The sequence below is a fragment of the Pseudarthrobacter sp. NPDC092424 genome (assembly GCF_044754925.1).
GTDB lineage: Bacteria > Actinomycetota > Actinomycetes > Actinomycetales > Micrococcaceae > Arthrobacter.
This window is the reverse complement of record NZ_JBIVQC010000008.1, coordinates 25277-48712: the sequence shown is the minus strand read 5'-3', so window position 1 is coordinate 48712 and position 23436 is coordinate 25277. Positions and strand designations below refer to the sequence as shown.

The window sequence follows — 23436 nt, the reverse complement described above, 5'->3', positions numbered from 1 at the left end:
AGCGCCGGGCCTTGGGCGTTCTAGGCCTGCTGCTGACGCAGGTCCACCACGATCCCGGTGGCGGCGTTTTCGCGCACGGCCTTCACGCCTTCGCGGAGCGAGTGAAGGGACTTGAACCGTGGTGAGACGGCCACCGTATTGCCGTCCGAGTCGGTGAGGCGGAGCCGATAGTCCTCGTCCCCTACCCGGTGAATTTCAAATCTGCCCGCCACACGGACCTCCCTTGATATGCGTCGTTGCATCAGTCAAGTCGTTGCATCAGTCAATATGGACCGGTCTGCCTCAGTCGCAGTTATGACTGTAACGCCCGTCACTGGGGGCGGTCGAGCTACCACCGGGTAGGTTACCTTCCGCGAAGCGGCGGGTCTATTTGGCGTTGTCGTAGGAATCCACGACGGCCACGCTCACGGGAAACTCCACCGGAATCGGGCCGAACAGGAGCTCCTTTGCCGCATTGGCGGCTTCCTCGATGGCGGTGACGCAGGCATCCACGGCATCGGCCGGGGCGTGGACCATCACTTCATCGTGGAGGAAGAAAACCAGCTCCGCCGATGTACCGCCGGCACGCAGGGTGCGGAGCCGCCGTCGTAATTCCGCGAGCCAGCACGCTGCCCAGTCCGCTGCGGAGCCCTGCACCACGAAATTCCGGGTGAAGCGCCCGCGCGCCCGGGCGATGGATTCGGCGCGGCGCTGTTCCTCGGCGGTCGCCGAGCGCTGGCTGTGGTGCCAGCGGTCCGACGGGGGAGGGCTGCTGCGGCCCAGCCGGGTGGTGACCGTACCGCCTTTCTCGCCTGTCCGTGCCGCCTGCTCCACGAAGTCCACCGCACGCGGATAGGTGCGCGCCAGCTGGGGCATCAGCCGCCCCGCCTCTCCGGAGGTGGCCCCATACATCGCACCGAGCAGCGCCATCTTTCCCTTCGAGCGGTCGCCGCCGAACCCCTTGGCCGCGATGCCCGCGTACAGGTCCTGGTCCCGGGCTGCCTCGGCCATGACGGTGTCCTGCGCCAGGGCCACGAGCACCCGCGGTTCCAGCTGCGACGCATCCGCCACAATGAGCTTGTTGCCCGGGACGGCGTGGACCGCGCCCCGGACCTGGCGCGGAATCTGCAGCGCACCGCCGCCGCGCGATGCCCAACGCCCGGACACCACGCCGCCCACCACGTATTCGGGGCGGAACCGGCCGCCGGCCACCCAGGCATCCAGCCAGGCCCAGCCGTTGGCGGTGTGCAGTCGGGAGAGTTTCTTGTACTCCAGCAGGGGTCCTATGGCCGGATGGCTGGACTCCCGCAGCTCCCATTTACGCGTGCTTTTGACCTCGATGCCGTTCCGGTGCAGGGCGCGCATGAGCTCCTGCGGGGAATCCGGGTTCAGCGCCGGGGTGTTCAGGAGGAGGCGAAGCTCAGCGGCCAGCGCCTCCAGTTTCTCGGGGCGGCGGCCTGCCGGAGGGCGGGGGCCGAGGTGTTCGGCGAGGATCCGCTCGTGCAGGTCTTCGCGCCATGGAACACCGGTGTGCTGCATTTCGGCCGCGACCATGGCCGCTGCGGATTCCGCTGCAAGCAGGAGCTGCAGACGGCCGCGCATGTTTCCGGCGTGGTTCACCGCGGCCAGCGCGGCCTGCTGCGCGGCGAACTCGGTGCGGAGCTCCTCAGGAGTAAAGCGCGGCGCCGGTCCGGAGGCGTCGAACAGGGCTCCCTGCTCCGCCGGTGGAGCAGGCGGGAGGAGCGCTTTAGGCGGCAGGAGGGTTTCGTCGCCGGCTGTTGCCACGGCGGTCCTGGCGTATTCCGTGTGGGCCGAAAACTGCGAGTTCGCCAGGATGGCGCCGCAGAGCGAGAGGTCATAGCAGCGTTCAACTTCCACCCCGGCCGCTAGCAGGTCCGGGTACCAGTCCCGGGTTCGGTGCCAGATCCACCGCGGTGCCTGGCCTCCGGGGCGGCCGGCTTCCAGTCCGCGTACGACGGCGGGGAGTTCCGCTGCGCCGGCCAGACGCGGTTCGGGGTTGTCCGGCCACGGGTGGCCCGCCGGGGTTAGTTGCTGCAGCACCGCACCGTCGGGGTGGGCAGCCAGCAGCAGGTACATGGTCCAATTGTGCCTTCTTTTCCACATACGGAAGCTGACCCTTACAGGCGGCGCGGGCGCGCGGGGAGGGTAGGGCTATGAGCAGGCATGAAATGACCCCGTCCCCGCCACCCGGCACAGCACCTGCGTCGCGGGACGGCGGGGCGTGGCTGCCTGACAGGGCGACTCCGGGGATGCCGCAGGGAGGTTCGCTTGGCGATCCGTCCGGCTTGGGCCCCGCCGCCCCTTCCGGTCAGGTGACCGTCAGGCAGCCCGGGGCGCCAGGGGTTGGGCGGGATGGTGACGTGTTGCTGGTGACCGCATCCACGGTGTTGCGCGGGGAGGTGGAACGGATCGTCGCCGCCGCAGGCGCCGGGCTGCGGGTGGCCGGCGATGCGGGAACAGCGGCGGGTTACTGGGACGAAGCCGCCGCGGTGCTCGTGGGGAGTGACGTGCGCGAGTTGCCGCCGCGCCGCCGTGCGCCGGCGGTGGTAGTGGGGCTGGATGGGGAAGGCGACAGCCTTTGGCACCTGGCCGCAGTCCTGGGAGCCGAACGGGTGGCCGTGCTGCCCGATGCGGCCGCGTGGCTGGCCGACCACTTAAGCCGATCCCGGTCGCCCGATCCCGGAGGACTCGTTCTTGGCATCACCGGAGGCTGCGGGGGAGCAGGCGCCACCACCGCTGCTGTCTGGATAGCCCAGGCCGCGGCCGGTCTCGGCGCGAGGGTGTTGCTGGTGGACGGTGACCCATGGGGCGGCGGGCTGGAATTGGCGCTCGCCGCTGAGGAGGACCCCGGACTGCGGTGGCCGGACCTGTCCGGGGCGAGCGGCAGCGTCGACCCGCTGCAGCTGGCTGAGTCCTTGCCGGTGGCCGGAGGATCTTCGTTCCTTTCCTGGCCGGCCAGCCGCGACCAGCCCGTCGCGGTGCCGGCTGCCGCGACCGCGGCGGTGCTGGATGCTGCCCGTCGCGGTTACGAATTGGTGGTGGTGGACATCGGCAGGAGCGCCGGTCAGCTTGCCACTTTCGCCTGGGACTGCGACCGCGTCCTGGTGGTGGTCCCCGCGCAGCTGAAGGCTGCTGTCGCTGCGGCCAGGCTGCTGAAGGAATTTCCGCCCGTGGAGGCCGCGCTCCTGGTCCGTGGACGGCCCGGAGCGGCACTGGATGGTCCGCTCATCTCGGAAGCGGTTGGACTCCCCGTGGAGGGGCGCGTGCCGGAACTGCGCAGCGTAGCGGCGGCAATGGAAGCCGGGCGCCTCCTGGAGTTTGGCAAGCGGCGGGCCGTGCGGCATTTTGCGGCGTCGGTACTGGATTCGCTGGGGGACGTGATGGCCGGTGGAGGGCCGGGATGAGGGGTGCGGACGGATGGCCCGGGCGGTCCGCCGAAGGTGCGGCCGGCGGGACCGGGACGGGTGGCCGCACCGTGAAGCGTCGGGACCTGCGCGCCGTGCAACCCGCCATACAACCGGCCGTGCGGCGGGACGGCGGGCTTGCCGGCGGAATGCCCGGCAGGGTCGACCCTGGGCGAGGTAACGACCGGCCGTCCGGGGCGGCGCTACCGCAGGGACAGCCCCGGCCGCGAGGAATTGCCGGGGGCGACGGCGTGGACGCCGGACTCCTGGAATCGGTCCGGGAGTCGGTGATGGCCGAGGCGGGGCTGGTGACGCCGTCCAGAGTCGCCGCGGCCGTCCAGGCCACAGGCAAGCTGCTGGGGACCGCCGGGTCACTCGCGGCCGTGGAGCGGATCAGCGCCGAACTGAACGGGCTTGGTCCGCTCCAGGAGCTGACCCGCGATCCGGCAGTGACGGACATCTTCGTCAATGCTCCGGACTCGGTGTGGCTCGACCGGGGACAGGGCATTGAGCGGGCCGCCGTGGCGTTCGGCGGCGAGCCGCAGCTCAGGGCCCTCGCCTGCCGGCTGATTGCAGCGGGCGGCCGGCGGCTGGACGACGGTTCACCCTGCGTGGATGTCCGGCTGGCCGGTGGGTACCGGGTTCACGCGGTGCTCCCGCCGGTGTCCACCGCAGGAACGCTGCTGAGCATCCGGATCCGGCGTGAACGGGTGTTCACCATGGCCGAACTGGAAGAGGGCGGGATGTTTGGCATGGAGGTTCGGCACGTCCTGGAGCGGCTGGTGCAGCAGCGGCTGAGTTTCCTGGTCAGCGGCGCCACCGGTTCCGGGAAGACCACCCTGCTGTCCACGCTGCTGGGCCTGTGTGCCGGCCGGGAGCGGCTGGTCCTCATCGAGGATGCTTCAGAACTCAACCCGGTCCATCCGCACATCGTGTCGCTTGAGTCGCGGCACGGGAACCTCGAAGGCGGCGGGGCGGTGGACCTTGGTGAATTGGTCCGGCAGGCCCTCCGCATGCGGCCGGACCGGCTGGTGGTGGGCGAGTGCCGCGGCGCCGAGGTGCGGGAACTGCTGACGGCGCTGAACACCGGGCACAGCGGCGGGGGTGGAACCATCCACGCCAATACAGCTGCGGCGGTTCCTGCGCGTCTTGCGGCCCTGGGTGCCCTCGCGGGAATGAACCAGGACGGGATCCGGTTGCAGGCAGCCAGCGCCCTCGACGCCGTCATCCACGTGGAGCGCACGCCCCATGGCCGCCGGGTTACCTGTATTGGGGTGATGGCCGACCTCGGCCGTGGCCTGGTGGTCCGTCCGGCAATCGAGTCGGGTCCATCCGGCGCCCTCCACCGCGGTCCCGGGTGGGCGGCGCTGGCAGGACGGCTCGGACTGGAAGGACCTGATGGTGGCCTGGTCCGGCCGGACGACCGGGAGGGCGGCCGCTCATGATGGCCGGACTGACTGCTCTGTTGCTGGGCCTGGCCGCGGTCTTGGCTCTCGGTCCGGCCGGTGGTACGGGGGCGAGGCTTCGCAGGGCCGGATTCGGAGGAACCTGGCCGCCCGGGGGCCGGACGAGGTACGGGCTGCTTGCGCGGGTCGTCCGGCGCGGTCCAGTACCTGCCAGCCGGTCGGCACGGAACCGGGGGCTCCGGAACGGGGTGGCCGCCATCTCGCTCACCCTGGTGGTGCAGCAGTTGGCTGCCCTATTAAAGGGTGGCCGTTCACCCGGGCGGCTTTGGGAGGAACTGTGGATCCTGTACGGCCAGCCCAGCGGAAGCCACGAAGCAGGACCTGGACGTGGAAGCCTTCACCCGGCCTCGTTGGACGTTATTGCTGCCGCCCGGGCCGCGGCCGCCAACGGAATTCCGGTGTCCGCCGCCATCCGGAGGGTGCTGGCCGCCGGGGGAGCAGGCCGGCGAGGCATTTCATTGCACTACCGGGACGCCCGGACCTGGGCCGAACTGGCCGCATGCTTCGATATCGCAGAGGCCAGCGGCTGCCCCCTTGCGGGTGTGCTCACACGGTTCGCTGCCCAACTTGAAGCAGAGGACGACGCCGACGCCGCCCGTGGGACAGCCCTCGCCGGCCCCAAAGCCACGGTTGGATTGCTCACCTGGCTACCCGTCCTGGGGCTTGGCCTCGGTGCTGCCCTTGGCGTGGACCCTCTGGCCGTCCTGCTCGGTACGCCGCTGGGCCTCGGCGCGCTCGCCGCGGGAGCGGCGCTTACGGTGGCCGGGCGGGTCTGGTCCGCGAAGCTCGTGGCAACGGCGGCCGCCGCCGGCGTGCCGTGACGGGAGCCTGGGCACTTCCAGGCCTGGCGCCTGCCGGGCTGCTCTTCGCCCTCCTTGCAGCCGCCGCGTTCCTCGCCGTGGCCGGGCCTTCTGCGCCGGGGAAAAGGTTACGGCTCCTGGTCCGGGAACCGGGCCGGAGCGTCCACCAGGCCGTGGGCCCGGAACAGGGCAGCTCAGGGCTGCGGGACACAGCCATGATGCTTGAACTGGTGGCAGCCATGCTGGACGCAGGCGCGGGTGTCGGCCGGTCCCTGGAGCTGGTGGCGGCGGTGTCCTCACCCCGCTACCGGGATGCCCTGCGTCCGGTGGTTTCGGCTCTGGCGATCGGCGCGGACTGGGAAACGGCCTGGCGCAGCTCTGCCGTGCGGCTTCCCGAGGTCCTGGAACTGCGCGACGCCCTGGCTTTCGCGGCCCTGACTGGCGCGCCCTCATCGGCAATCCTCTACGCGCAGGCAGCGCGGCTCCGCAGGGAACGGTTCCGGGCTGCCGAAAAGCGCGCAGCGTCGCTCGGCGTAAAGCTCGTAGTGCCCTTGGGCCTGTGCTCACTTCCGGCCTTCATCTGCCTCGGCGTGTTGCCGGTGCTGCTGGCACTGGTTCCGTCCTGACGTGGCCGGCACCTTCAACTGCACCTGCGCGTCCTGTCCTCCACAGCTGCCCTGCCTGCGGTCTTTGTCCACTTACAGGCAATGCCGCCTTACGGCACCGTTAGCGGACCGGAAGAGTCGAAGCAGCCGGCAGATCCCCGCCGGCATAACGAAAGGAACCTGCACATGTATGCCCGTCATTACAGCCACCGCATGAAAGGCGCCGGGGCACCCAACGCCACGGCATCAGACCGTTCAGCCGAGGCCACCCGCCCTCCGGCACTTCGGCTGGTGCAGCCTATGGAAGAAGCATCAGGAGCGCCGTCCGGCCGCACGGCCCCTGCCCCTGCCCCTGCGACAGCGTCGGTTATCGCTCTTCCGGTCCGGCGCAGGGAAAGGCTCTTCGCGTCGGAAGCCGGGATGGCCACTGCGGAATATGCCATCGCTACCCTCGCCGCCGTCGGGTTTGCCGGGCTGCTGGTGTTCATTCTCCGCAGCGAGGAAGTCCGGGGCTTCCTCCTGACGCTGATCCGCACGGCGCTGGCACTGCCATGAGCAGGGTGCCGGCCGTGCATCCTTCCCGGTCCAGCGGTGCGGTGACTGCGGAATTTGCCGTAACGCTCCCTGCCGTACTCCTGCTCCTGGCCCTGCTGCTCTCGGCTGCGGCTGCCGGGGTCACGCAAGTGCGGCTCGAAGAAGGAGCACGCGCCGGCGCCCGCGCCCTGGCCCGCGGTGAGGATCGTGCCGCCGTCCAGGACATCGTCGCCCGTCTCTCCGGGAACTCGGCCTCGGCCGTCGTCTCGGCCGATGGCGGCTGGTTGACCGTAACGGTGACCGACCGGGTTGGAGGGCCCCTTGGGGCGTCTATCCCCTGGACACTCACCGCCAGGGCTACCACCCGCAGCGAGTTAGCGGGATGAGCCTCTGTAGAACGGCGCTGAACTCACGCAGGGAACGCGCTTGCACAAGGCGCGGCCCCGCGCAACGCTCCTGCGGAGAACGCGGCTCCGGCACGGTCCTGGCCGTGGGGCTGGCGCTGACGGTCCTCCTGGTGATGGCTGTGGTGCTCCTGTTCGCCCAGGCAGCGGCCCTCGCCGGCAGGGCAGCGTCTGCCGCGGACTTGGCGGCGCTTGCAGCTGCGGACGCGCTAAGGGGGCTCACCGAGGGAGAGCCCTGCACAGTGGCGCTGGAGGTGGCTGCCCGGCACGGTGCCACATTGGTCAGCTGTGTCGAAGGCGCCGGCCACACGGTGGAGGTCCGGACGGAGCTCGTGGAACGGACGGTGGCGGGTCCGGCCCGGGGCCACGCCCGCGCCGGTCCGCCGCCGTAGCGCGGCTAACGGCCGGCGGGGCTTGGTGCCGGCACCGCGGCCGGCAGGGGACTGTCGCCTGCATCGCGCAGCAGGACGTCGAGGAGCGTGACGGCTGCTGCTTTGTCCAGGGGATTGTTCTTGTTGCCGCATTTCGGCGACTGCACGCAGGACGGGCAGCCTGAATCGCATTCGCAGGCCTTGATGGCGTCGCGTGTGGCCGCGAGCCAGACCTTTGCCTTATCGAATCCGCGCTCGGCAAAGCCGGCCCCGCCGGGATGCCCGTCGTAGACGAAGATCGTGGGCACGCCGGTATCCGCATGGAGAGCCGTGGACACACCGCCGATGTCCCACCGGTCGCTGGAGGCCACCAGCGGAAGCAGGCCGATGGCGGCATGTTCGGCAGCGTGCAGGGCCCCGGGGAACTGGGCTTCGACGAGGCCGGCTCCCGTCAGGGAGCGGTTGTCCACCACGAACCACACGGCCTTGGTGAACAGGTCCCGAGCACCGAGGTCCAGCGGTTCTTCCCCGAGTACCTCGTTGGAGATCAGGGCCTTCCGTTGAAAGGAGACGACTTGGGTGGTCACCCTGACATCCCCGAAGTGCACGGTGACGTCTCCCCACTGCATGGTGCGCTGCGTTTCGAGCACCTCGATCTGGGTCACGTCCCGGGCCGTCGTGTAGTAGTCGGGGTTCGCCCGGCGCACCATCACGCAGTGGTCGTCCTCGTTCAGGTCCTCCACCACATACGTGTCGCCCTGGTGGACATACACCGCGCCGGTATGCGCCTGATAGTGCGTCTGCGGCGAATCCATGGTGCCCAGCAGCGAGCCAGTCTCGGCGTCCACGATGCTCACCGGCCCGCCGCCGTCGGCCCGCAGGTTGACCATGCCCGCCGCGCTTTGGGAATGCGTCCAGAACCAGCCCGCCGGCCGCCGCCGAAGGTATCCCTGCCCCACAAGCCGGTCCAGCAGGCTTTCGGCCGTGGAACCGAACAGGTCCAGTTCCGCAGGGCCCAGCGGCAGTTCCGCCGCAGCCGCGCACAGGTGCGGACCCAATACATAGGGGTTCGCAGGGTCGAAGACCGTGGCTTCCACCGAGACGTCGAAGATGGCTTCCGGGTGGTTGACCAGATAGGTGTCCAGCGGGTCGTCGCTGGCCACGAAGGCGGCCACGGCGTCCTGCCCGGCCCTGCCGGCGCGGCCGATCTGCTGGAACAAGGAAGCCCTGGTGCCAGGCCAGCCCGCGACCAGTACCGCGTCCAAGCCGGAGATGTCGATTCCCAGCTCCAGGGCCGAGGTGCTGGACACGCCCAGCAGTTCCCCGGCGCGCAGCGACCGTTCCACCTCCCGCCGTTCCTCCGGGAGGTACCCGGAGCGGTAGGCAGCGACGCGCTGGGGCAGGCTGGGGTCCACCTCGTCCAGGAGGCGCTTGGTGATGGAGGAGATGGTCTCTGCGCCGCGGCGGGACTTGATGAACGCGATGGTGCGGACCCGTGCGGAAACCAGGTTCGCGAGCAGGTCCGCGGTTTCCGCCACTGCCGTGCGGCGCTGGGGGGCTCCGTTCTCGCCGCGCGCTTCCGTCAGGGCCGGTTCCCAGAAGGCCACGGTGGTGGATCCGTGCGGGGAGCAGTCCTGCGAAACCGCGGTGACGGGAGCACCGATGAGCCGGGAAAAGGAAACATCCGGCTCGGACGCCGTGGCCGAAGCTGCGATGAACACAGGCTCGGGAAAAGTCCGCCCGGCCCCGTAATAGGCGCAGACCCGGCGCAGTCTGCGCATTAGGTTCGCCACGTGGGACCCAAACACGCCCCGGTAGCTATGCGCCTCATCGACGATGACGTACCGCAGCCTGCGGAAGAACGACGCCCACCAGGCATGGTTGGGGAGGATACCGAAGTGAAGCATGTCCGGGTTGGCAAGAATGAAGTTGGCGTGGTCCCGGATCCAGCGGCGCGCCGCAGGATCGGTATCGCCGTCGTACGTTTCCGCGCGGACGGTGGCGAGCTGCAGCGCGCGGATCGCGTTCAGCTGGTCAGCAGCCAGCGCTTTTGTGGGGGAGAGGTAGAGCGTTACCGCGCCGTCGTCGTGGATCTTCCCCGGCTCCGCGAGCACCCGCAGTTCGGAACGGTGGATGGCGTCCAGGGCAGGCAACTGGTACGCGAGCGATTTCCCGGAGGCCGTGCCGGTGGCCACCACGGTGTGGACCCCGCGGTGGGCGAGGCCCGCGGCTTCAACCTGGTGCCGGAACGGCTCCCGGATTCCGAGGGAGCCGTACGCGGCCACCAGGTCCGGGTGCACCCACTCCGGCCAGGGCCCGTGGACCGCCTGGCGCGCAGGGATGGTATGGACATGACGGAGCTGCTCCGGTTCCGGGCCGCGGCCCAGCAAGGGAATCAGGGAGTCATGGGGGTTCACCCCAACATTGTTTCACCCGGCGCGCACGGAGCACGCCCGGTTCGCCATGGGGATAACCGTCCTCCGCCAGGCAGTCCGGCGCGAGGAAGGACCGGATCAGCTCAGGGAGAGGTCGGCGCCGTCATGGGAGGAAGAGAGCATCAGCACCCGCGAGACGGTGTTCCAGCCCAGGTGGGAGTACAGCTTCTGCCCGTCAGCGGAAGCCAGCAGGAGCCCGCTCTGGACGTCGTGCTCAAAGGCCTGCGCCGCCAGCGCGCGCATGATGAAGCTGCCCAGGCCGCGGCGCTGGAAGGCAGGCTCTGTAATGATCTTGTCGAACACCGCGGTATCGCCCACTACGAACACCCGCCCGCTCGCGGCAAGGGTTTCGCCGGAGCGGACCTCGGCAAAATGGACGCCGTTTGCGCTGGTGGCGGTCAGTGCAAGATCGTCGTCCGAAAGCCAGGGGTCCTCGGCGTCCTGTGTTTCCATGTCCACGATCATCATGGTCTGGGTGTCCGAGGTGACATTCAGGCCGTGGCGGGCGGCGAGGGCCGCATACTTTGCGGGGTCGTTGGTGAGGATGGTGAGGCCGCGGGCGGGCACCTCCGCGGTCTTGGCCGCCAGCGCCGCAAATTCGTCGTCGGTGGGGTCCGAGGCGAAGTATTCCCAATCGCCGGACGTATCCGACCGGAGCGCGGACGGGAACCGGCCTTCCTTGGCCGTCTGGTATCCGCGGCAGCCTGCCCAGCCGGCCACCCAGACCTCGAGCAGGCCGGTGATGTCTTCAACCATGGTTTCCGGACTCATGGATTGAGACTATTCCAGCGCGGGCACCAGCAACAGGGGCGTGAAGAGTGCTTATGCAATTGTGATCAGTCCACACCCGTACCGGTACCCTTAAATACGTGGCTTTGAACCGAATCGTGCTCTTTTACGGCTTTACCCCCATCCCGGATCCTGACGCCGTCCGTCTCTGGCAGCGTGCCCTCTGCGAGAAGCTCGGACTGACCGGCCGCATCCTGATCTCGAAGGACGGCATCAACGCCACCGTAGGCGGGGAAATCGGCGCCGTGAAGCAGTACGTGAAGACCACCCGCGAATACAAGGGCTTCCACGGCATCGACGTCAAATGGTCCGACGGCGGCGCCGGGGACTTCCCGAGGCTCAGCGTCAAAGTGCGGGATGAGATCGTCTCCTTCGGCGCCCCGGGCGAGCTCAAGGTGGACGGCAACGGCGTGGTGGGCGGCGGAACGCACCTCAAGCCGGAGGAGCTCCACCGGCTCGTCGATGCCAAGAAGAAGGACGGCGAGGACGTGGTGTTCTTCGACGGCCGCAACGCGTTCGAAGCCCAAATCGGCAAGTTCAAGGACGCTGTGGTCCCGGACGTCGCCACTACCCATGACTTCATCAAGGAACTGGAATCGGGCAAGTACGACGACCTGAAGGACAAACCCGTGGTGACATACTGCACCGGGGGTATCCGCTGCGAAGTGCTCTCCAGCCTTATGGTGAACCGGGGGTTCAAGGAGGTCTACCAGCTGGACGGCGGCATCGTCCGTTACGGCGAAACGTTCAAGGACCAAGGGCTTTGGGAAGGTTCGCTCTACGTCTTCGACAAGCGCATGCACCTTGAGTTCAGCGACGAAGCCAAGACCATCGGCAAGTGCACCCGCTGCTCAGCGCCCACCAGTAAGTTCGAGAACTGCTCCAACCCCAGCTGCCGGACCCTCACCCTTTACTGTGCCGATTGCGCCGCCAGCCCGGAGACGCTCCGCTGCCCCGATGGCTGCGCTGCCTGACCTTTCCAGTGCCCCGCCTGCGAGCTGACGTACCCGGTACGCGTAGTTTGCTTCCGCCGATGCCTCCACCCGGACTTCCAGCACAGTGCCTGTGGGCAGGTAGATGACGTTCTCGCGCGTGATCCCGCACCGCAGGCCCAGGTCCACCAGTGCCACACTGCCGCTGAGGACCGCGAAATTCACCCTTTGCGTGCTCCGGCAGGCCAGCGACAGCACATAGGACCCGGGCGACAACTCTGGTGTGGTCTCCATGGCAGCCTCCCCGGCCGCCAACAGCCCCGCCTCGACGTGCAGCGCCGGCGGGTCCGTCCCCGGCAGGACCTCCGCTACCCAGGACTCCAGTTCATCGGCCGGGACCGGCTCCGGCTGCGGGTTCCGCGTGAACTGCGGGCCCGGCGCGGGAGTGGCGACGGCGCTGCTCCAGCCGCGCCCGTCGTCGTACGTATACTCACAGCCGGCTACGGCGGCGGCCGCAACGAAAGCACCAAGGACTGCAACGGCGCCCGCTCTGGTTCCCCGGCCGGCCCTGCGGGACCGTCGCCCGGGTGATGGGAGCCCTGGAGTGCGGCGGTCCGGGGCGCCCGGGTAGGCGGCCATACTCAGACTTTAGGCCTGTGCGCCGGCCGGGGCCAGAGCCGGTGACCCGGACGTGCGGTTATTCGGCGGACACCACGTGGTAGGCGTACAGGACGGGCGCGTCGACGCTCGACATGCTGAACTCAAGGGGCCCGTCCGCGGCCAGGGTGACCTTCGCGCGCTCAGGCGTGCCGTAGCAGGCGGCGCCGAGGTCGGCTACATCCTTCCCGCCTGAGCTGACGGCCAGGAACGCCTTGCCGCCGCCTTCGCAAACAAGCGTCACGGTGTATGCGCCGGCCGGAAGCTCCTGGGTGCGGTCGACCGGCCGGGCGGTCAGGAGCTTGCCGGAGCCTTCGGCCACGATTCCGCCGGCGGACGGCATCGCGGTGGCTTTCCAGGCCGGTACGTCAGCCTCTTCCACGGTGAGTCGGGGCGCGCAGCCGGTGCCCGCCACGAGGACGGCGGCTGCGGCAGTGGCCGCCAGGGCGCGCGGGAAGGAAGGGAGGGGGAGGGCCATGCCTCCAATTTACCGGGACCGCGGGGACGTCCGCGCCCGCCCCTAGACTTGAGCCGTGCCCACCTCATACGAATTTACCGCCGGCAACACCCCCGATGCCCCGCGCAGCGACCTCCCGCAGCAGCTTGCAACGCTCGCCGCGGACCTGCGCGCCGTGGACTACACGCTGGACGGCGTGGCCGGCCTCCTCGGTGAGTCCGCCTACAACGCGCTGAACCGCGACCAGACCATCCCCGCCCTGCTGGCTACCGAAAGCGCCGCGCGCGGCGGCGGGGCCGCTGCGGCGCTGGCCGCCGTCGTACGGCTCTGGCTGCTGGCGGAACCGCAGGAAGGCAAAACGCTCGACGCCGCCCTCCCGGGCATCCGCGCGGAAGGGCTCGTGGAGCTGGGGCTGCTGCAGCCGGTGCCCGGCACCGGGAAGTTCACGGCACGGGCGGACCTGCGGCCCTACGGCTGGGATAAGAACGAAGACGGCAGCGGCGGGGCCGAGCTGTGGGTGGCGAGCGACCTGGCCGCGCACCAGCAGGAGGGCGTCCTGCGGCACGATCATGTGCTGGGCATCGGCCAGGCGTCCACCACGCTGGTGCAGGCGACCATCCGTCGGCATACGGAACGGGCGCTGGACCTGGGTGCCGGCTGCGGCATCCAGACCTTCCACCTGCTGCACCACTGCCAGCACGTCACGGCCACGGATATTTCCGAGCGGGCCCTGGCCTTCACGCGGTTCAACATCCTGCTTAATGCGGAGGCCCTGTCCGTGGACCCGGAGCGGCTGTCGGACCGCGTGAGCCTCCGGTGTGGGTCCATGCTGGAGCCCGTAGCCGGCGAGGAGTTTGGGCTGGTGGTATCCAACCCGCCCTTCGTGATCACCCCGCGGACCGCCGGGGAGGACGCGGCCGGGCAGTTCACCTACCGCGATGGCGGGCTCCCGGGCGACCAGATTGTGTCTTCGCTGATCCAGGGCCTGCCCTCAGTGCTGGCGCCGGCCGGAACAGCCCAGCTATTGGGCAACTGGGAGGTGGCCGCAGGGACCGAATGGCAGGAAGGGCCGCAAAAGTGGGCCGGTCCGGACGTTGACGCCTGGTTCATCCAGCGCGAGCAGGTCAGCCCGGAGCAATACGCGGAAACGTGGCTGCGGGACGCCTCCGAAGGCCGCGACCGGGAACACTACCGGGACGCCTACGCCGCCTACCTGGCCGACTTCGCATCGCGCAACGTTGAGGGCGTCGGCTTCGGGATGGTGTGGCTGCGTCGGCCCGCGGAAGCGGGCGGGGAACGCATCCGGCGCTTCGAGGAAATCACCTACCCCATCGAACAGCCCGTCGGCCCGCACCTGGGCGCGGCGGTGGAACGATCCGACTGGCTCTTCACGCACAGCATCGAGGATGCGTACCTGCTCGTGGCCGAGGACGTCACCGAGGAACGGCACCAGCGGCCGGGCGCGGAGCACCCCGGCGTGATCCTGCTGCGGCAGGGCGCGGGGCTGCGCCGGACCAACGTGCTCAGTACGGAGCTGGCCGGTTTTGTGTCCGCGTGCGACGGCGACCTGACCGCCGGACAGATCGCCGGGGCCCTGGAAGCATTGCTCGGCGGAGGAGAGGACTTCGACGCGGCAATGTTCCGGACAGCGCTGCTGACCGGGGCCGAAAACCTGGTACGTGACGGGTTTCTCATCCCCGCCGCCTGAGCGCCGAAGGGCCTTTCCACAACCCCGCGCTTTTCCACAGGAATGCGCACAATCGGCCAAAATATGGTGAACTAGGCAAATATGGGCTCATCTGCCCGAGCAACCCTTTTCTGTAGGAGCACCGTGCCAAGCAAGGCCAAAACCGGCAAGAAACTCGTGATCGTGGAGTCTCCGGCCAAGAGCAAGACCATCGCCAAGTACCTCGGCGAGGGTTTCATCGTGGAGGCCTCCATCGGTCACATCCGTGACCTGCCCCAGCCGTCCGAGCTGCCTGCGGAACTGAAGAAAACCCCGGTGGGCAAGTTCGCCGTCGACATCGAAAACGGCTTCAAGCCTTACTACGTGGTCTCTCCGGACAAGAAGAAAAAGGTCACCGAACTCAAGGCGGCGCTCAAAGACGCCGACGAACTCTACCTCGCAACCGATGGGGACCGCGAAGGCGAGGCCATCGCGTGGCACCTGCTGGAAGTGCTCAAGCCCAAGGTCCCGGTGTACCGGATGACGTTCGGCGAAATCACCAAGGAAGCCATCCAGCGCGCCATGGGCAACCTGCGCGACGTAGATTCGGCCCTGGTGGATGCCCAGGAAACCCGCCGCGTGCTGGACCGCCTTTACGGCTACGAAATTTCCCCGGTCCTGTGGCGCAAGGTAGCCCGCGGTCTCTCCGCCGGCCGCGTCCAGTCCGTTGTCACCCGCATGGTGGTGGACCGCGAACGCGAGCGCATGGCGTTCAAGGCGGCGTCCTACTGGGACCTGACCGGGCAGTTCGGCGCCGACGCCGGCTCCTTTAAGGCGAAGCTCGCCGCCGTGGACGGCGCCAAGGTGGCAAGCGGCCGGGACTTTAACGACGACGGCGAACTCACCTCGCGCAACGTGGCGCACCTCAACGAGGAACTGGCAACGTCCTTGGCCGCAGGGCTGCAGAACGCCGAGTTCCGCGTCCGCGCCGTCGACACCAAGCCCTACACCCGGCGTCCGGCCGCGCCGTTCACCACCTCCACGCTGCAGCAGGAGGCCGGACGCAAACTGCGGTTCTCCTCCAAGAGCACCATGCAGATCGCCCAGCGGCTGTATGAAAACGGCTACATCACCTATATGCGTACGGACTCCTCGGCGCTGAGCGACGAGGCCGTCACGGCCGCCCGGCGGCAGGCGTCGGAGCTGTACGGTTCCGAGTACATTCCCGGCTCGCCGCGGGTCTACTCCAACAAGGCCGCCAACGCGCAGGAAGCCCACGAGGCTATTCGTCCCGCCGGTGACTCCTTCCGTACCCCGGCCCAGGTGGCTTCGCAGCTGTCCGGCGACGAGTTCCGCCTCTACGAACTGATCTGGAAGCGCACCGTCGCCTCCCAGATGGCCGATGCCAAGGGTTCGACCGCCACTATCCGGCTGGGTGCCGTTGCCGCCGACGGCCGGGACGCCGAATTCTCCGCCTCCGGCACCGTGATCACCTTCCCCGGCTTCCTGGCCGCCTACGAGGAAGGCAAGGACGAGACCCGCGGCGATGACGACCCGGACGAGGCACGCCGCCTGCCGAACGTAGCCAAGGGTGACTCCCTCGCTGCCTCCGACATCGTGGCCGTGGGCCACGAGACCTCCCCGCCGCCGCGGTATACGGAGGCCTCGCTGACGGCGGAGTTGGAAAAGAAGGGCATCGGCCGCCCGTCCACGTACGCGTCCACCATTTCCACGATCCAGGACCGCGGCTATGTCCGGAAACAAGGCTCCGCGCTGGTTCCGAGCTGGATCGCGTTCTCGGTGATCCGGCTGCTGGAACAGCACTTCCACGACTACGTGGATTACGAGTTCACGGCGGACATGGAGGGCGACCTGGACAGGATCGCCAACGGACAGGAGGCGGGCGCCGCCTGGCTGAAGCACTTCTACTACGGTGAAGATTCGGACCCCGGCCTGCTGAGCATCGTGAACAACCTCGGCGAGATCGACGCGCGGGAGATCAACTCGGTGCCCATCACAGACGGCATCACGCTGCGCGTGGGCAAGTTCGGCCCGTACCTGGAAAGCACCGTGCCCACCGTCGACGCGAAGACCGGCGAGGTGGTGGAAAACGCCCGTGCCAATGTGCCGGAGGACCTGGCTCCGGACGAACTGACCGCTGAGAAGGCCGTTGAGCTGATGACGACGGCGGCACCCGAGGAACGCGTCCTTGGCACCGACCCGCACACAGGCCACACCATCGTGGCCAAGAACGGCCGCTACGGCGCCTACGTCACCGAGGTCATCCCCGAGATGACAGAGGAACAGATCGCGGCGCAGCCCGTGGAATACTACAAGAACGGCAAGCCGAAGCCGCCCAAGAAGCCCGTCAAGGCCAAACCGCGCACCGGTTCGCTGTTCAAGTCCATGACCGTGGAGTCGGTCACCCTGGACGAAGCCCTGCAGCTGATGAGCCTGCCACGGGCCCTTGGCGAGGACGCTGAAGGCAACCTCATCACCGTGCAGAACGGCCGGTTCGGCCCATACCTGAAGAAGGGCATGGATTCCCGGTCCATCGGGTCGGAAGAGGAGATTTTCACCATCACGCTGGAACAGGCGCTGGAGATCTACTCGCAGCCCAAGCAGCGCGGTGCCCGCGCTGCGGTGCCGCCGCTGGCCGAGTTCGGCCCGGATCCGGTGTCGGAGAAAAACATTGTGGTGAAGGAAGGCCGGTTCGGTCCCTACATCACCGACGGGATCACCAACATCACCGTGCCGCGGTCCACGTCCCTGGAGGAACTGACCCGCGAACAGGCTGTAGAGCTGCTCGCGGAGAAGCGCGCCAAGGGCCCGGTCAAGCGCACCGCTGCCCGTAAGGCGCCGGCCAGGAAGAAGGCAGCCGCGAAGAAGTAGGCGTTTGCGGTGTCGGGCGGTGCATGATCAGGTAGATATATGACTGAACAGCCCGGAATTGCCGACACCACTCCGCTGAACGACCTCGAGGAGAAGCTCGCCAAGGGCGGACAGCCCGACGCAAGCCCCGTGGATGTGATCCTTTCGTTCCTGAACAACGAGGTCTACATCGTCAGCCCGGACGGGATCGAGGGCGAGGACTCCCAGGTGGAGCCCCTGGTCCTCGCCAACGCTGACGGTGATCCCGTGCTGGCTGTGTTCTCGCACCCGAGCCGGGTGGACGCCCGGTACCTCGATGCGGCCCCGAACGTCCTGGGCACCCAGGGCGCCGCCATCATCGCCAACATCGGCGAGGAGCTGGGCATGGTGATCAACCCGGGTGCTGCCTACGGCTTCGAGATCAACCCCGAGGGCGTGGCCAACATCAAGCGCGACTTCAAGCGGGCCGACGAGGAATAATGTCACCATGCGGCTAGGCGTCCTTGATATCGGGTCAAATACTGTCCATCTCCTGCTTGTTGATGCCCACCCGGGCGCCCGGCCGGTTCCGTTCGCCTCGCACAAGCGCCCACTGTCCCTGGTCCAGTACCTGGAACCGGACGGCAGCATCAGCGACGCCGGCCAGCACGAACTCACGGAGTTCGTGCTGGAGGCCTGGGAATTCGCGGCCAGGCACAAGGCCGAGGACCTGTTGGCGTTCTGCACGTCCGCCATTCGTGAGGCCACCAACGGTCCGGAGGTCCTGGCCCGCGTAAAACACGAAACCACGGTAACTCTCCAGGAGCTGACCGGCAGCGAAGAAGCGTCCATGACGTTCTTCGCGGTCCGGCGCTGGCACGGCTGGGGTGCAGGGCCGATCCTTAACCTGGACATCGGGGGCGGGTCCTTCGAAATGGCCTTCGGCCAGGACGAACTGCCGGAGATGGCCACGTCCGTGCCTTTGGGCGCCAGCCGCCTCACGCGGGACTGGCTGCCCGAAGACCCGCCCACGGCGAAGAGCGTGAAGGACCTGCGGCGCTACATCCGCGACACCCTCAAGCCCGCCGTCCGCGAATTTGACGGGCTGGGCAAGGCGAACGTGGTGGCGGGCACCTCGAAGACCTTCCGCTCCCTGGCGCGGATTACCGGGGCCGCGCCCAGCGCGGCCGGGCCGTACGTCAAGCGGGAACTCAAGGCCTCGGATCTGGGAGTATGGGCGCAGCGCATTTCCGCCATGAAGTCTGAGGACCGCCTGCACCTGCCCGGCGTGTCCGAGGCCCGCGCCCGTCAGCTGCTGGCCGGGGCCCTGGTGGCGGAAGCTGCACTGGAACTGTTCGAATTCAAGAAACTGAGGATCTGCCCCTGGGCACTGCGGGAGGGCCTGATCCTGCGCCGCCTGGACCAGCTGGTGTTTTCCGGACCGCTGGAGCCGGCGCCGCACGTGGCCGCGCGCGTATAGCGGCTGACACGCCCCGGAAGCCCGCTTAAATGCGGGAGCACCGGAGTCCGAAGCCGGGAAAATGGGGGAAAACCCGGCAAGGACCTCCGGTGCCCCGGCAGGCATCCCCATGCCTGCCGCATCACTCGCACCCTCAATGAGGTACCTATTACGCTAGGACCCCAACTTGTGAGCAGCCTGCGTCCAACATGGGAACAGGCTGGGAATCCCTCCCAGCATGGGAGACCTGCACCATTAACGCCGAACTGCAATGATGGAGCCATGAGCAACCGAATCGCATTCCTTGGCTGTGGGTCCATGAACGAGGCCATCCTGGCCGGTCTGGTCGAGGCGGGCACGGATCCGGCGGACATCGTGGCAACCGTCCGTCGCGCCGAGCGCGCCGCGGAGCTGGCCGAGCGCCACCACGGAATCACCGCGATCGCCGGTGAGGAGGAACCCGACAACAACAGGCAGGCAACCAAGGGGTCCGCCGTCGTCGTCCTTGGCGTCAAACCCGTGGGGATCGCGGACCTGGCCCGGGAGATCAGCGGCTCGCTCTCCCCGGACACCGTGGTGGTCAGCGTTGCGGCAGCGGTGTCCATCGCACAGCTCGAGGCGGCGCTGCCGGCCGGGCAGCCCGTGATCCGCTCGATGCCCAACACGCCCGCCAAGTTGGGACGTGGAGTGGTTTCGGTCTCGCCGGGCACCAATTGCAGCGCCGGGCAGCTGCAGGCGGTCAAGGAGGTCCTTCGGGGCGCCGGCACCGTGGTGGAGGTTCCGGAAGAGCAGGTGGACGCCCTTTCGGCCATCAGCGGCTCAGGACCGGCCTACGCGTTCTACCTGGCGGAGGCCATGGCCGCCGCGGGCGTCGAACTGGGGCTGGACGCGGAACTGTCCCTGCTGCTGGCCCGCGAGACCGTGGCCGGCGCGGGATTCATGCTGGCAGAGCCGGGCGCTGACCCGGCGGCGCTCCGCAAGGCCGTCACCAGCCCCAACGGCACCACGGAACGGGCTATCGCCACCTTCGATGAGCAGGGCATCCCCGCCATCGTCGCCGCCGGCGCGCGGGCTGCGGCGGAGCGGGCGGCGGAGATCACCCGCCAACTCGGCTGACCTCTTACGGCCGGGCGGCGAAACGCTCCAGCAGGTCCACGTGGCCGGACACGATCAGCATGTCGCGTGAGGACACCTTGGTCTCCGGCCGGGCGTAGGTGAAGTCCTCGCCCGGGGATTTCACGCCCACAATCGTTACCCCGTACTTGGACCGCACCTTGGATTCGTCCAGCGTGAAGCCCACTGTCTCACGCGGCGGGTACATCTTGACGATCGCGAAGTCGTCGTCGAATTCGATGAAGTCCAGCATGCGGCCGGACACCAGGTGGGCGGCCCGCACCCCGGCGTCCGCCTCCGGGTAGATGACGTGATTGGCGCCGATGCGGGTGAGGATCTTGCCGTGCGAGGGCGTAATTGCCTTCACCCACAGGTGCTCGATGCCCAGGTCCACCAGGTTGACGGTGATCAGCACCGAGGACTCGATGGACGTTCCAACGCCCACGACGGCGGAGCTGAACTCCTGCGCCCCGAGCTGGCGGAGAGCGTCAATGTTGGTGGCATCGGCTTCCACCACGTGCGTCAGCAGCGGCGACCACTTCTGGACCAGGGACCGGTCACGCTCGATGGCGAGGACCTCGCGGCCCTGCTTGACCAGCTGCTCCGCAGTGGAGGAACCGAACCTGCCCAGCCCAATGACCAGCACCGGTGCGTTGTGGGCGGGGCGCCGGGGGGCGTCTGAGGAACTAGCCAATGATGGGCCTCTCTTCGGGGTAGTGGTACAGCTGGCTGCGCTGGCGCAGGGCCAGCGCAGCGGCGAGTGTAACGGTTCCTACGCGGCCGGCGAACATCAGGGCCGTCAGGACGTACTTGCCTGCGGGCGCCACTTCGGCGCTCAGGTTGGTACTGAGGCCGCAGGTTGCGAAGGCGGAAATCGTTTCAAAGAGTACCCGGTCCAGCGACTGCCCGCTGATGTGGAGCAGGAGGAAAGCCCCCAGGGAGACCAGCGTCGCGCCGGCCACGATCACGGAGATGGCAACGCGCATGGCGCCTTCCGGGATGGTGCGGCCGTAGACCTTCACATCGGTGTCTCCGCGGGCCTCGGCCATGATGGCCAGGAACATGATGGCAATGGTGGTCACCTTGATGCCGCCGGCCGTGGACGCCGAGCCGCCGCCGGCGAACATCAGCGCGTCCGTCAGCAGCATGGTGGTGGACTCCAGCTGGTTCTGGTCCACCAGGTTGAAGCCGCCCGACCGCATCTGGACGGACGCAAACAGGGAATGCATGACTTTGTCGCCGGTACCCATGCCGCCGATGGTGGCGGCGTTCTCCCACTCCATGACCGCCCAGGCCAGCGCGCCGGCCAGGAAAAGGATCAGCGAAACCTGGATGGTCAGCTTGGTGTGCAGGTTCCACCGCTTCCAGTTCAGCCCGTTCTGCTGCAGGACCATGACGACGGGGAAGCCCAGGCTGCCCACGAACACGCCAGCCATGATGGGGAGCAGGATCCACAGGTCGTTCTCGAACGGGATGATGCCCTCGGCGTGGGCCGTGAAGCCGGCGTTGTTGAACGAGGAGATGGCGTAGAAAATCCCATGCCACAGTGCCGTCGCCGGGCTTTCGCCGAGCATGAGGAAACGGGGCACCAGGATCACGGCAAGAGTGGCTTCGATGACAACCGAGGTGGTGATGACGATCCGCAGGAGCGTACCCACCTCGCCCAGGCGGCCGGCGTTGTTCATGGACTGCGCGGCGATCAGCTTGCCGCGCACGCCCAGCCGTTTGCTGACCATCAGTGCCAGCAGTGAAGCAAGGGTCAGGGTTCCCAGGCCGCCCACAAAGATGCCCACCAGGATGACAAGCTGCCCGAAGAAGGACCAGTGCGTCGCGGTGGTGACCACGGTCAGTCCGGTCACGCACACGGCCGATACCGCGGTGAACATTGCGTCATGCAGCGGCGTGGACTGGCCGTTGGCCGCAGCTGCCGGCAGTGACAGCAGTCCCGTGAACAGCAGGACCACCATGCCGAAGGCTGTCAGCGCCAGCCGTGCGGGGGACGTATTGGCCACTGTGTCAATGAAGTCACGCAGCCGCGTGAGGAACCACAGCCCCTGGTGCTCGGCGGAGCCCGGCTGCCACTCTGCCCGGGCGATGGGCCCCGACTCGCGCTGCGTCATGTGGCTTTCCTTGGTTGAAACGGTTTCCTTCAGTAGTAAACCACTAATGCCGCGTAATGGCCCGGGGGTTGGACGGCTGTGCTCGGGTAGCCTGTGATTGATGACATACCTCCCCGGCCTCGCCCTGCCCGCGCCGCCAACAGTGGTGGTGTGGAGTCCGGACATGACCGCCTACAACTTCGGGGCGGGCCACCCGATGGCACCGGAACGGATGGACCTGACCGCCCGGCTGGCCCGGAGCCTGGGGCTCTTCGACCTGGCCCACGTTGACGTCGCGGCGCCCGGCGTCGCTTCGGACCCGGAGTTGGAAACGGTCCACTCCCCGGAGTTCGTGGCCGCCGTCCGCCGCGTCAGCGCCCACCCCGACAGGCACGACCATGAGCGGGGTCTGGGTACCGAGGACGACCCCGCCTTCGCCGGCATGCACGAGGCCGCAGCCCGGCTGGCCGGCGGTTCGCTCCTGGCCGCCTCCCGCATCCTGGACGGTTCAGCTCTGCATGCGGTCAATTTCGGCGGCGGCATGCACCACGCCTCCCGCAGCCGCGCCAGCGGGTTCTGCATCTACAACGACGCGGCCCTCGCCATCCAGCGGCTGCTCGACGGCGGTATCCAGCGCGTGGCATATATCGACGTCGATGCGCATCACGGCGACGGAACGGAGAGCATCTTCTGGGATGACCCCCGCGTGCTGACCATTTCGCTGCACGAGAGCGGCCTGACGCTCTTCCCCGGCACCGGGTTCGCCAATGAAACCGGCGGAGCGCCGGCGGAGGGAACGGCGGTTAACGTCGCCCTTCCCGCGGGTACGGGGGACGCCGGCTGGCTCCGGGCGTTTTACGCTGTCGTGCCGCAGCTGGTCGCCGCTTTTGACCCGGACGCGATCGTCAGCCAGCACGGCTGCGACTCGCACCGGGACGACCCGCTCACGCACCTCAACCTCAGTGTGGATGGCCAGCGGGAGGCGGCCACCGCCGTCGGGAACCTCGCGGAGCGCCACTGCGGCGGCCGGTGGATCGCCACGGGAGGAGGCGGGTACAGCGTGCTGGACGTGGTGCCCAGGTCCTGGAGCCACCTGGTGGCGATTGCCGCGGCGCGGCCGGTGCCCGTGCGCACCCCCGTCCCGCAGGACTGGCGCCGGTACGTCGAGGAGAAATTCGGGACCGCCGCGCCCCGCCTGATGGGTGACGACGTGGAGCTGTGGTGGCGGTCCTGGGAGGTGGGCTTCGACCCGAACGACGCCGTGGACCGCACCATCATGGCCACCCGGAAGGCCGTCTTCCCGCTGCACGGCCTGGACCCATGGTTCGACTGACCGGCCCAGCCTGTACCGCACGAAATAGTTGATGCCTTTCGGCGTATATGTCGCTAGGGTGG

The 23436-nt window shown here is 68.3% G+C and carries 21 protein-coding genes; 14 read left to right on the top strand and 7 right to left on the bottom strand.

Going from position 1 to position 23436, the window contains the following annotated elements:
- Positions 1-20 precede the first annotated feature (20 nt).
- On the bottom strand, positions 21-212 hold the full coding sequence (locus ACIQCN_RS12170) for a YegP family protein (RefSeq protein ID WP_400604938.1): 192 nt from the start codon (positions 210-212) through the stop codon (positions 21-23).
- 154 nt (positions 213-366) lie between these two features.
- The gene (locus ACIQCN_RS12165; protein ID WP_400611182.1) at positions 367-2076 is read right to left on the bottom strand and encodes a bifunctional 3'-5' exonuclease/DNA polymerase; all 1710 of its coding nucleotides are present in this window, start codon (positions 2074-2076) and stop codon (positions 367-369) included.
- A 293-nt stretch (positions 2077-2369) separates the two neighbouring features.
- On the opposite strand from ACIQCN_RS12165, the gene ssd reads away from it, so the two are divergent.
- The 7 genes from ssd to ACIQCN_RS12130 all read left to right on the top strand — a co-directional run bounded on the left by ssd (position 2370) and on the right by ACIQCN_RS12130 (position 7605).
- Positions 2370-3404: a septum site-determining protein Ssd gene (gene ssd, locus ACIQCN_RS12160; RefSeq protein WP_400611181.1), complete on the top strand. Its 1035-nt coding sequence runs from the start codon at positions 2370-2372 to the stop codon at positions 3402-3404.
- A 149-nt stretch (positions 3405-3553) separates the two neighbouring features.
- On the top strand, positions 3554-4849 hold the full coding sequence (locus ACIQCN_RS12155; protein WP_400611245.1) for a TadA family conjugal transfer-associated ATPase: 1296 nt from the start codon (positions 3554-3556) through the stop codon (positions 4847-4849).
- The gene (locus ACIQCN_RS12150; RefSeq protein WP_400611244.1) at positions 4849-5691 is read left to right on the top strand and encodes a hypothetical protein; all 843 of its coding nucleotides are present in this window, start codon (positions 4849-4851) and stop codon (positions 5689-5691) included. The genes ACIQCN_RS12155 and ACIQCN_RS12150 overlap by 1 nt, the downstream gene beginning before the upstream one ends.
- On the top strand, positions 5688-6296 hold the full coding sequence (locus ACIQCN_RS12145; RefSeq protein WP_400604930.1) for a type II secretion system F family protein: 609 nt from the start codon (positions 5688-5690) through the stop codon (positions 6294-6296). The genes ACIQCN_RS12150 and ACIQCN_RS12145 overlap by 4 nt, the downstream gene beginning before the upstream one ends.
- A 165-nt stretch (positions 6297-6461) precedes the next feature.
- On the top strand, positions 6462-6830 hold the full coding sequence (locus ACIQCN_RS12140) for a DUF4244 domain-containing protein (RefSeq protein WP_400611179.1): 369 nt from the start codon (positions 6462-6464) through the stop codon (positions 6828-6830).
- A complete protein-coding gene (locus ACIQCN_RS12135) occupies positions 6827-7195 on the top strand; it encodes a TadE family type IV pilus minor pilin (protein ID WP_400611177.1) in 369 nt (122 codons plus the stop codon). The genes ACIQCN_RS12140 and ACIQCN_RS12135 overlap by 4 nt, the downstream gene beginning before the upstream one ends.
- Positions 7192-7605, top strand: coding sequence for an Rv3654c family TadE-like protein (locus ACIQCN_RS12130; RefSeq protein WP_400604924.1), 414 nt, complete (start codon positions 7192-7194; stop codon positions 7603-7605). Before ACIQCN_RS12135 ends, ACIQCN_RS12130 begins: the two co-directional genes overlap by 4 nt.
- Before the next feature lie 5 nt (positions 7606-7610).
- On the opposite strand, the gene ACIQCN_RS12125 is transcribed toward ACIQCN_RS12130, so the two are convergent.
- A complete protein-coding gene (locus ACIQCN_RS12125; RefSeq protein WP_400611176.1) occupies positions 7611-10001 on the bottom strand; it encodes a DEAD/DEAH box helicase in 2391 nt (796 codons plus the stop codon).
- A gap of 96 nt (positions 10002-10097) precedes the next feature.
- Positions 10098-10790, bottom strand: coding sequence for a GNAT family N-acetyltransferase (locus tag ACIQCN_RS12120; protein WP_400604920.1), 693 nt, complete (start codon positions 10788-10790; stop codon positions 10098-10100).
- A 98-nt stretch (positions 10791-10888) separates the two neighbouring features.
- Here ACIQCN_RS12120 and ACIQCN_RS12115 point away from each other — a divergent pair, with 98 nt between their 5' ends.
- Positions 10889-11782 (top strand): rhodanese-related sulfurtransferase, encoded by an 894-nt coding sequence (locus tag ACIQCN_RS12115; protein WP_400604919.1) that lies wholly within the window; start codon positions 10889-10891, stop codon positions 11780-11782.
- A gap of 655 nt (positions 11783-12437) precedes the next feature.
- Here the strand turns inward: ACIQCN_RS12115 and ACIQCN_RS12110 are convergent.
- Positions 12438-12875 (bottom strand): hypothetical protein, encoded by a 438-nt coding sequence (locus ACIQCN_RS12110; protein ID WP_400604917.1) that lies wholly within the window; start codon positions 12873-12875, stop codon positions 12438-12440.
- 55 nt (positions 12876-12930) lie between these two features.
- Here ACIQCN_RS12110 and ACIQCN_RS12105 point away from each other — a divergent pair, with 55 nt between their 5' ends.
- The 5 genes from ACIQCN_RS12105 to proC all read left to right on the top strand — a co-directional run bounded on the left by ACIQCN_RS12105 (position 12931) and on the right by proC (position 19945).
- Positions 12931-14562, top strand: coding sequence for a methyltransferase (locus ACIQCN_RS12105; RefSeq protein ID WP_400611174.1), 1632 nt, complete (start codon positions 12931-12933; stop codon positions 14560-14562).
- 123 nt (positions 14563-14685) lie between these two features.
- Positions 14686-17412 carry a type I DNA topoisomerase gene (gene topA / locus ACIQCN_RS12100; RefSeq protein ID WP_400611172.1) on the top strand — a complete coding sequence of 909 codons (2727 nt, stop codon included), beginning with the start codon at positions 14686-14688 and terminating at the stop codon, positions 17410-17412.
- 39 nt (positions 17413-17451) lie between these two features.
- Complete coding sequence (locus ACIQCN_RS12095; protein ID WP_400604911.1) at positions 17452-17871, top strand: SseB family protein; 420 nt, start codon at positions 17452-17454, stop codon at positions 17869-17871.
- Positions 17872-17878: 7 nt separating this feature from the next.
- Positions 17879-18850: a Ppx/GppA phosphatase family protein gene (locus ACIQCN_RS12090; protein WP_400604909.1), complete on the top strand. Its 972-nt coding sequence runs from the start codon at positions 17879-17881 to the stop codon at positions 18848-18850.
- Between the two features lie 261 nt (positions 18851-19111).
- On the top strand, positions 19112-19945 hold the full coding sequence (gene proC, locus ACIQCN_RS12085; protein WP_400604907.1) for a pyrroline-5-carboxylate reductase: 834 nt from the start codon (positions 19112-19114) through the stop codon (positions 19943-19945).
- Positions 19946-19949: 4 nt separating this feature from the next.
- Here proC and ACIQCN_RS12080 read toward each other — a convergent pair whose 3' ends face one another.
- Both ACIQCN_RS12080 and ACIQCN_RS12075 read right to left on the bottom strand, forming a co-directional pair.
- Positions 19950-20588 (bottom strand): potassium channel family protein, encoded by a 639-nt coding sequence (locus ACIQCN_RS12080; RefSeq protein WP_400605449.1) that lies wholly within the window; start codon positions 20586-20588, stop codon positions 19950-19952.
- 40 nt (positions 20589-20628) lie between these two features.
- The gene (locus ACIQCN_RS12075; RefSeq protein WP_400604905.1) at positions 20629-22062 is read right to left on the bottom strand and encodes a TrkH family potassium uptake protein; all 1434 of its coding nucleotides are present in this window, start codon (positions 22060-22062) and stop codon (positions 20629-20631) included.
- 100 nt (positions 22063-22162) lie between these two features.
- On the opposite strand from ACIQCN_RS12075, the gene ACIQCN_RS12070 reads away from it, so the two are divergent.
- Positions 22163-23374 carry an acetoin utilization protein AcuC gene (locus tag ACIQCN_RS12070; protein WP_400611170.1) on the top strand — a complete coding sequence of 404 codons (1212 nt, stop codon included), beginning with the start codon at positions 22163-22165 and terminating at the stop codon, positions 23372-23374.
- Positions 23375-23436: the final 62 nt, after the last annotated feature.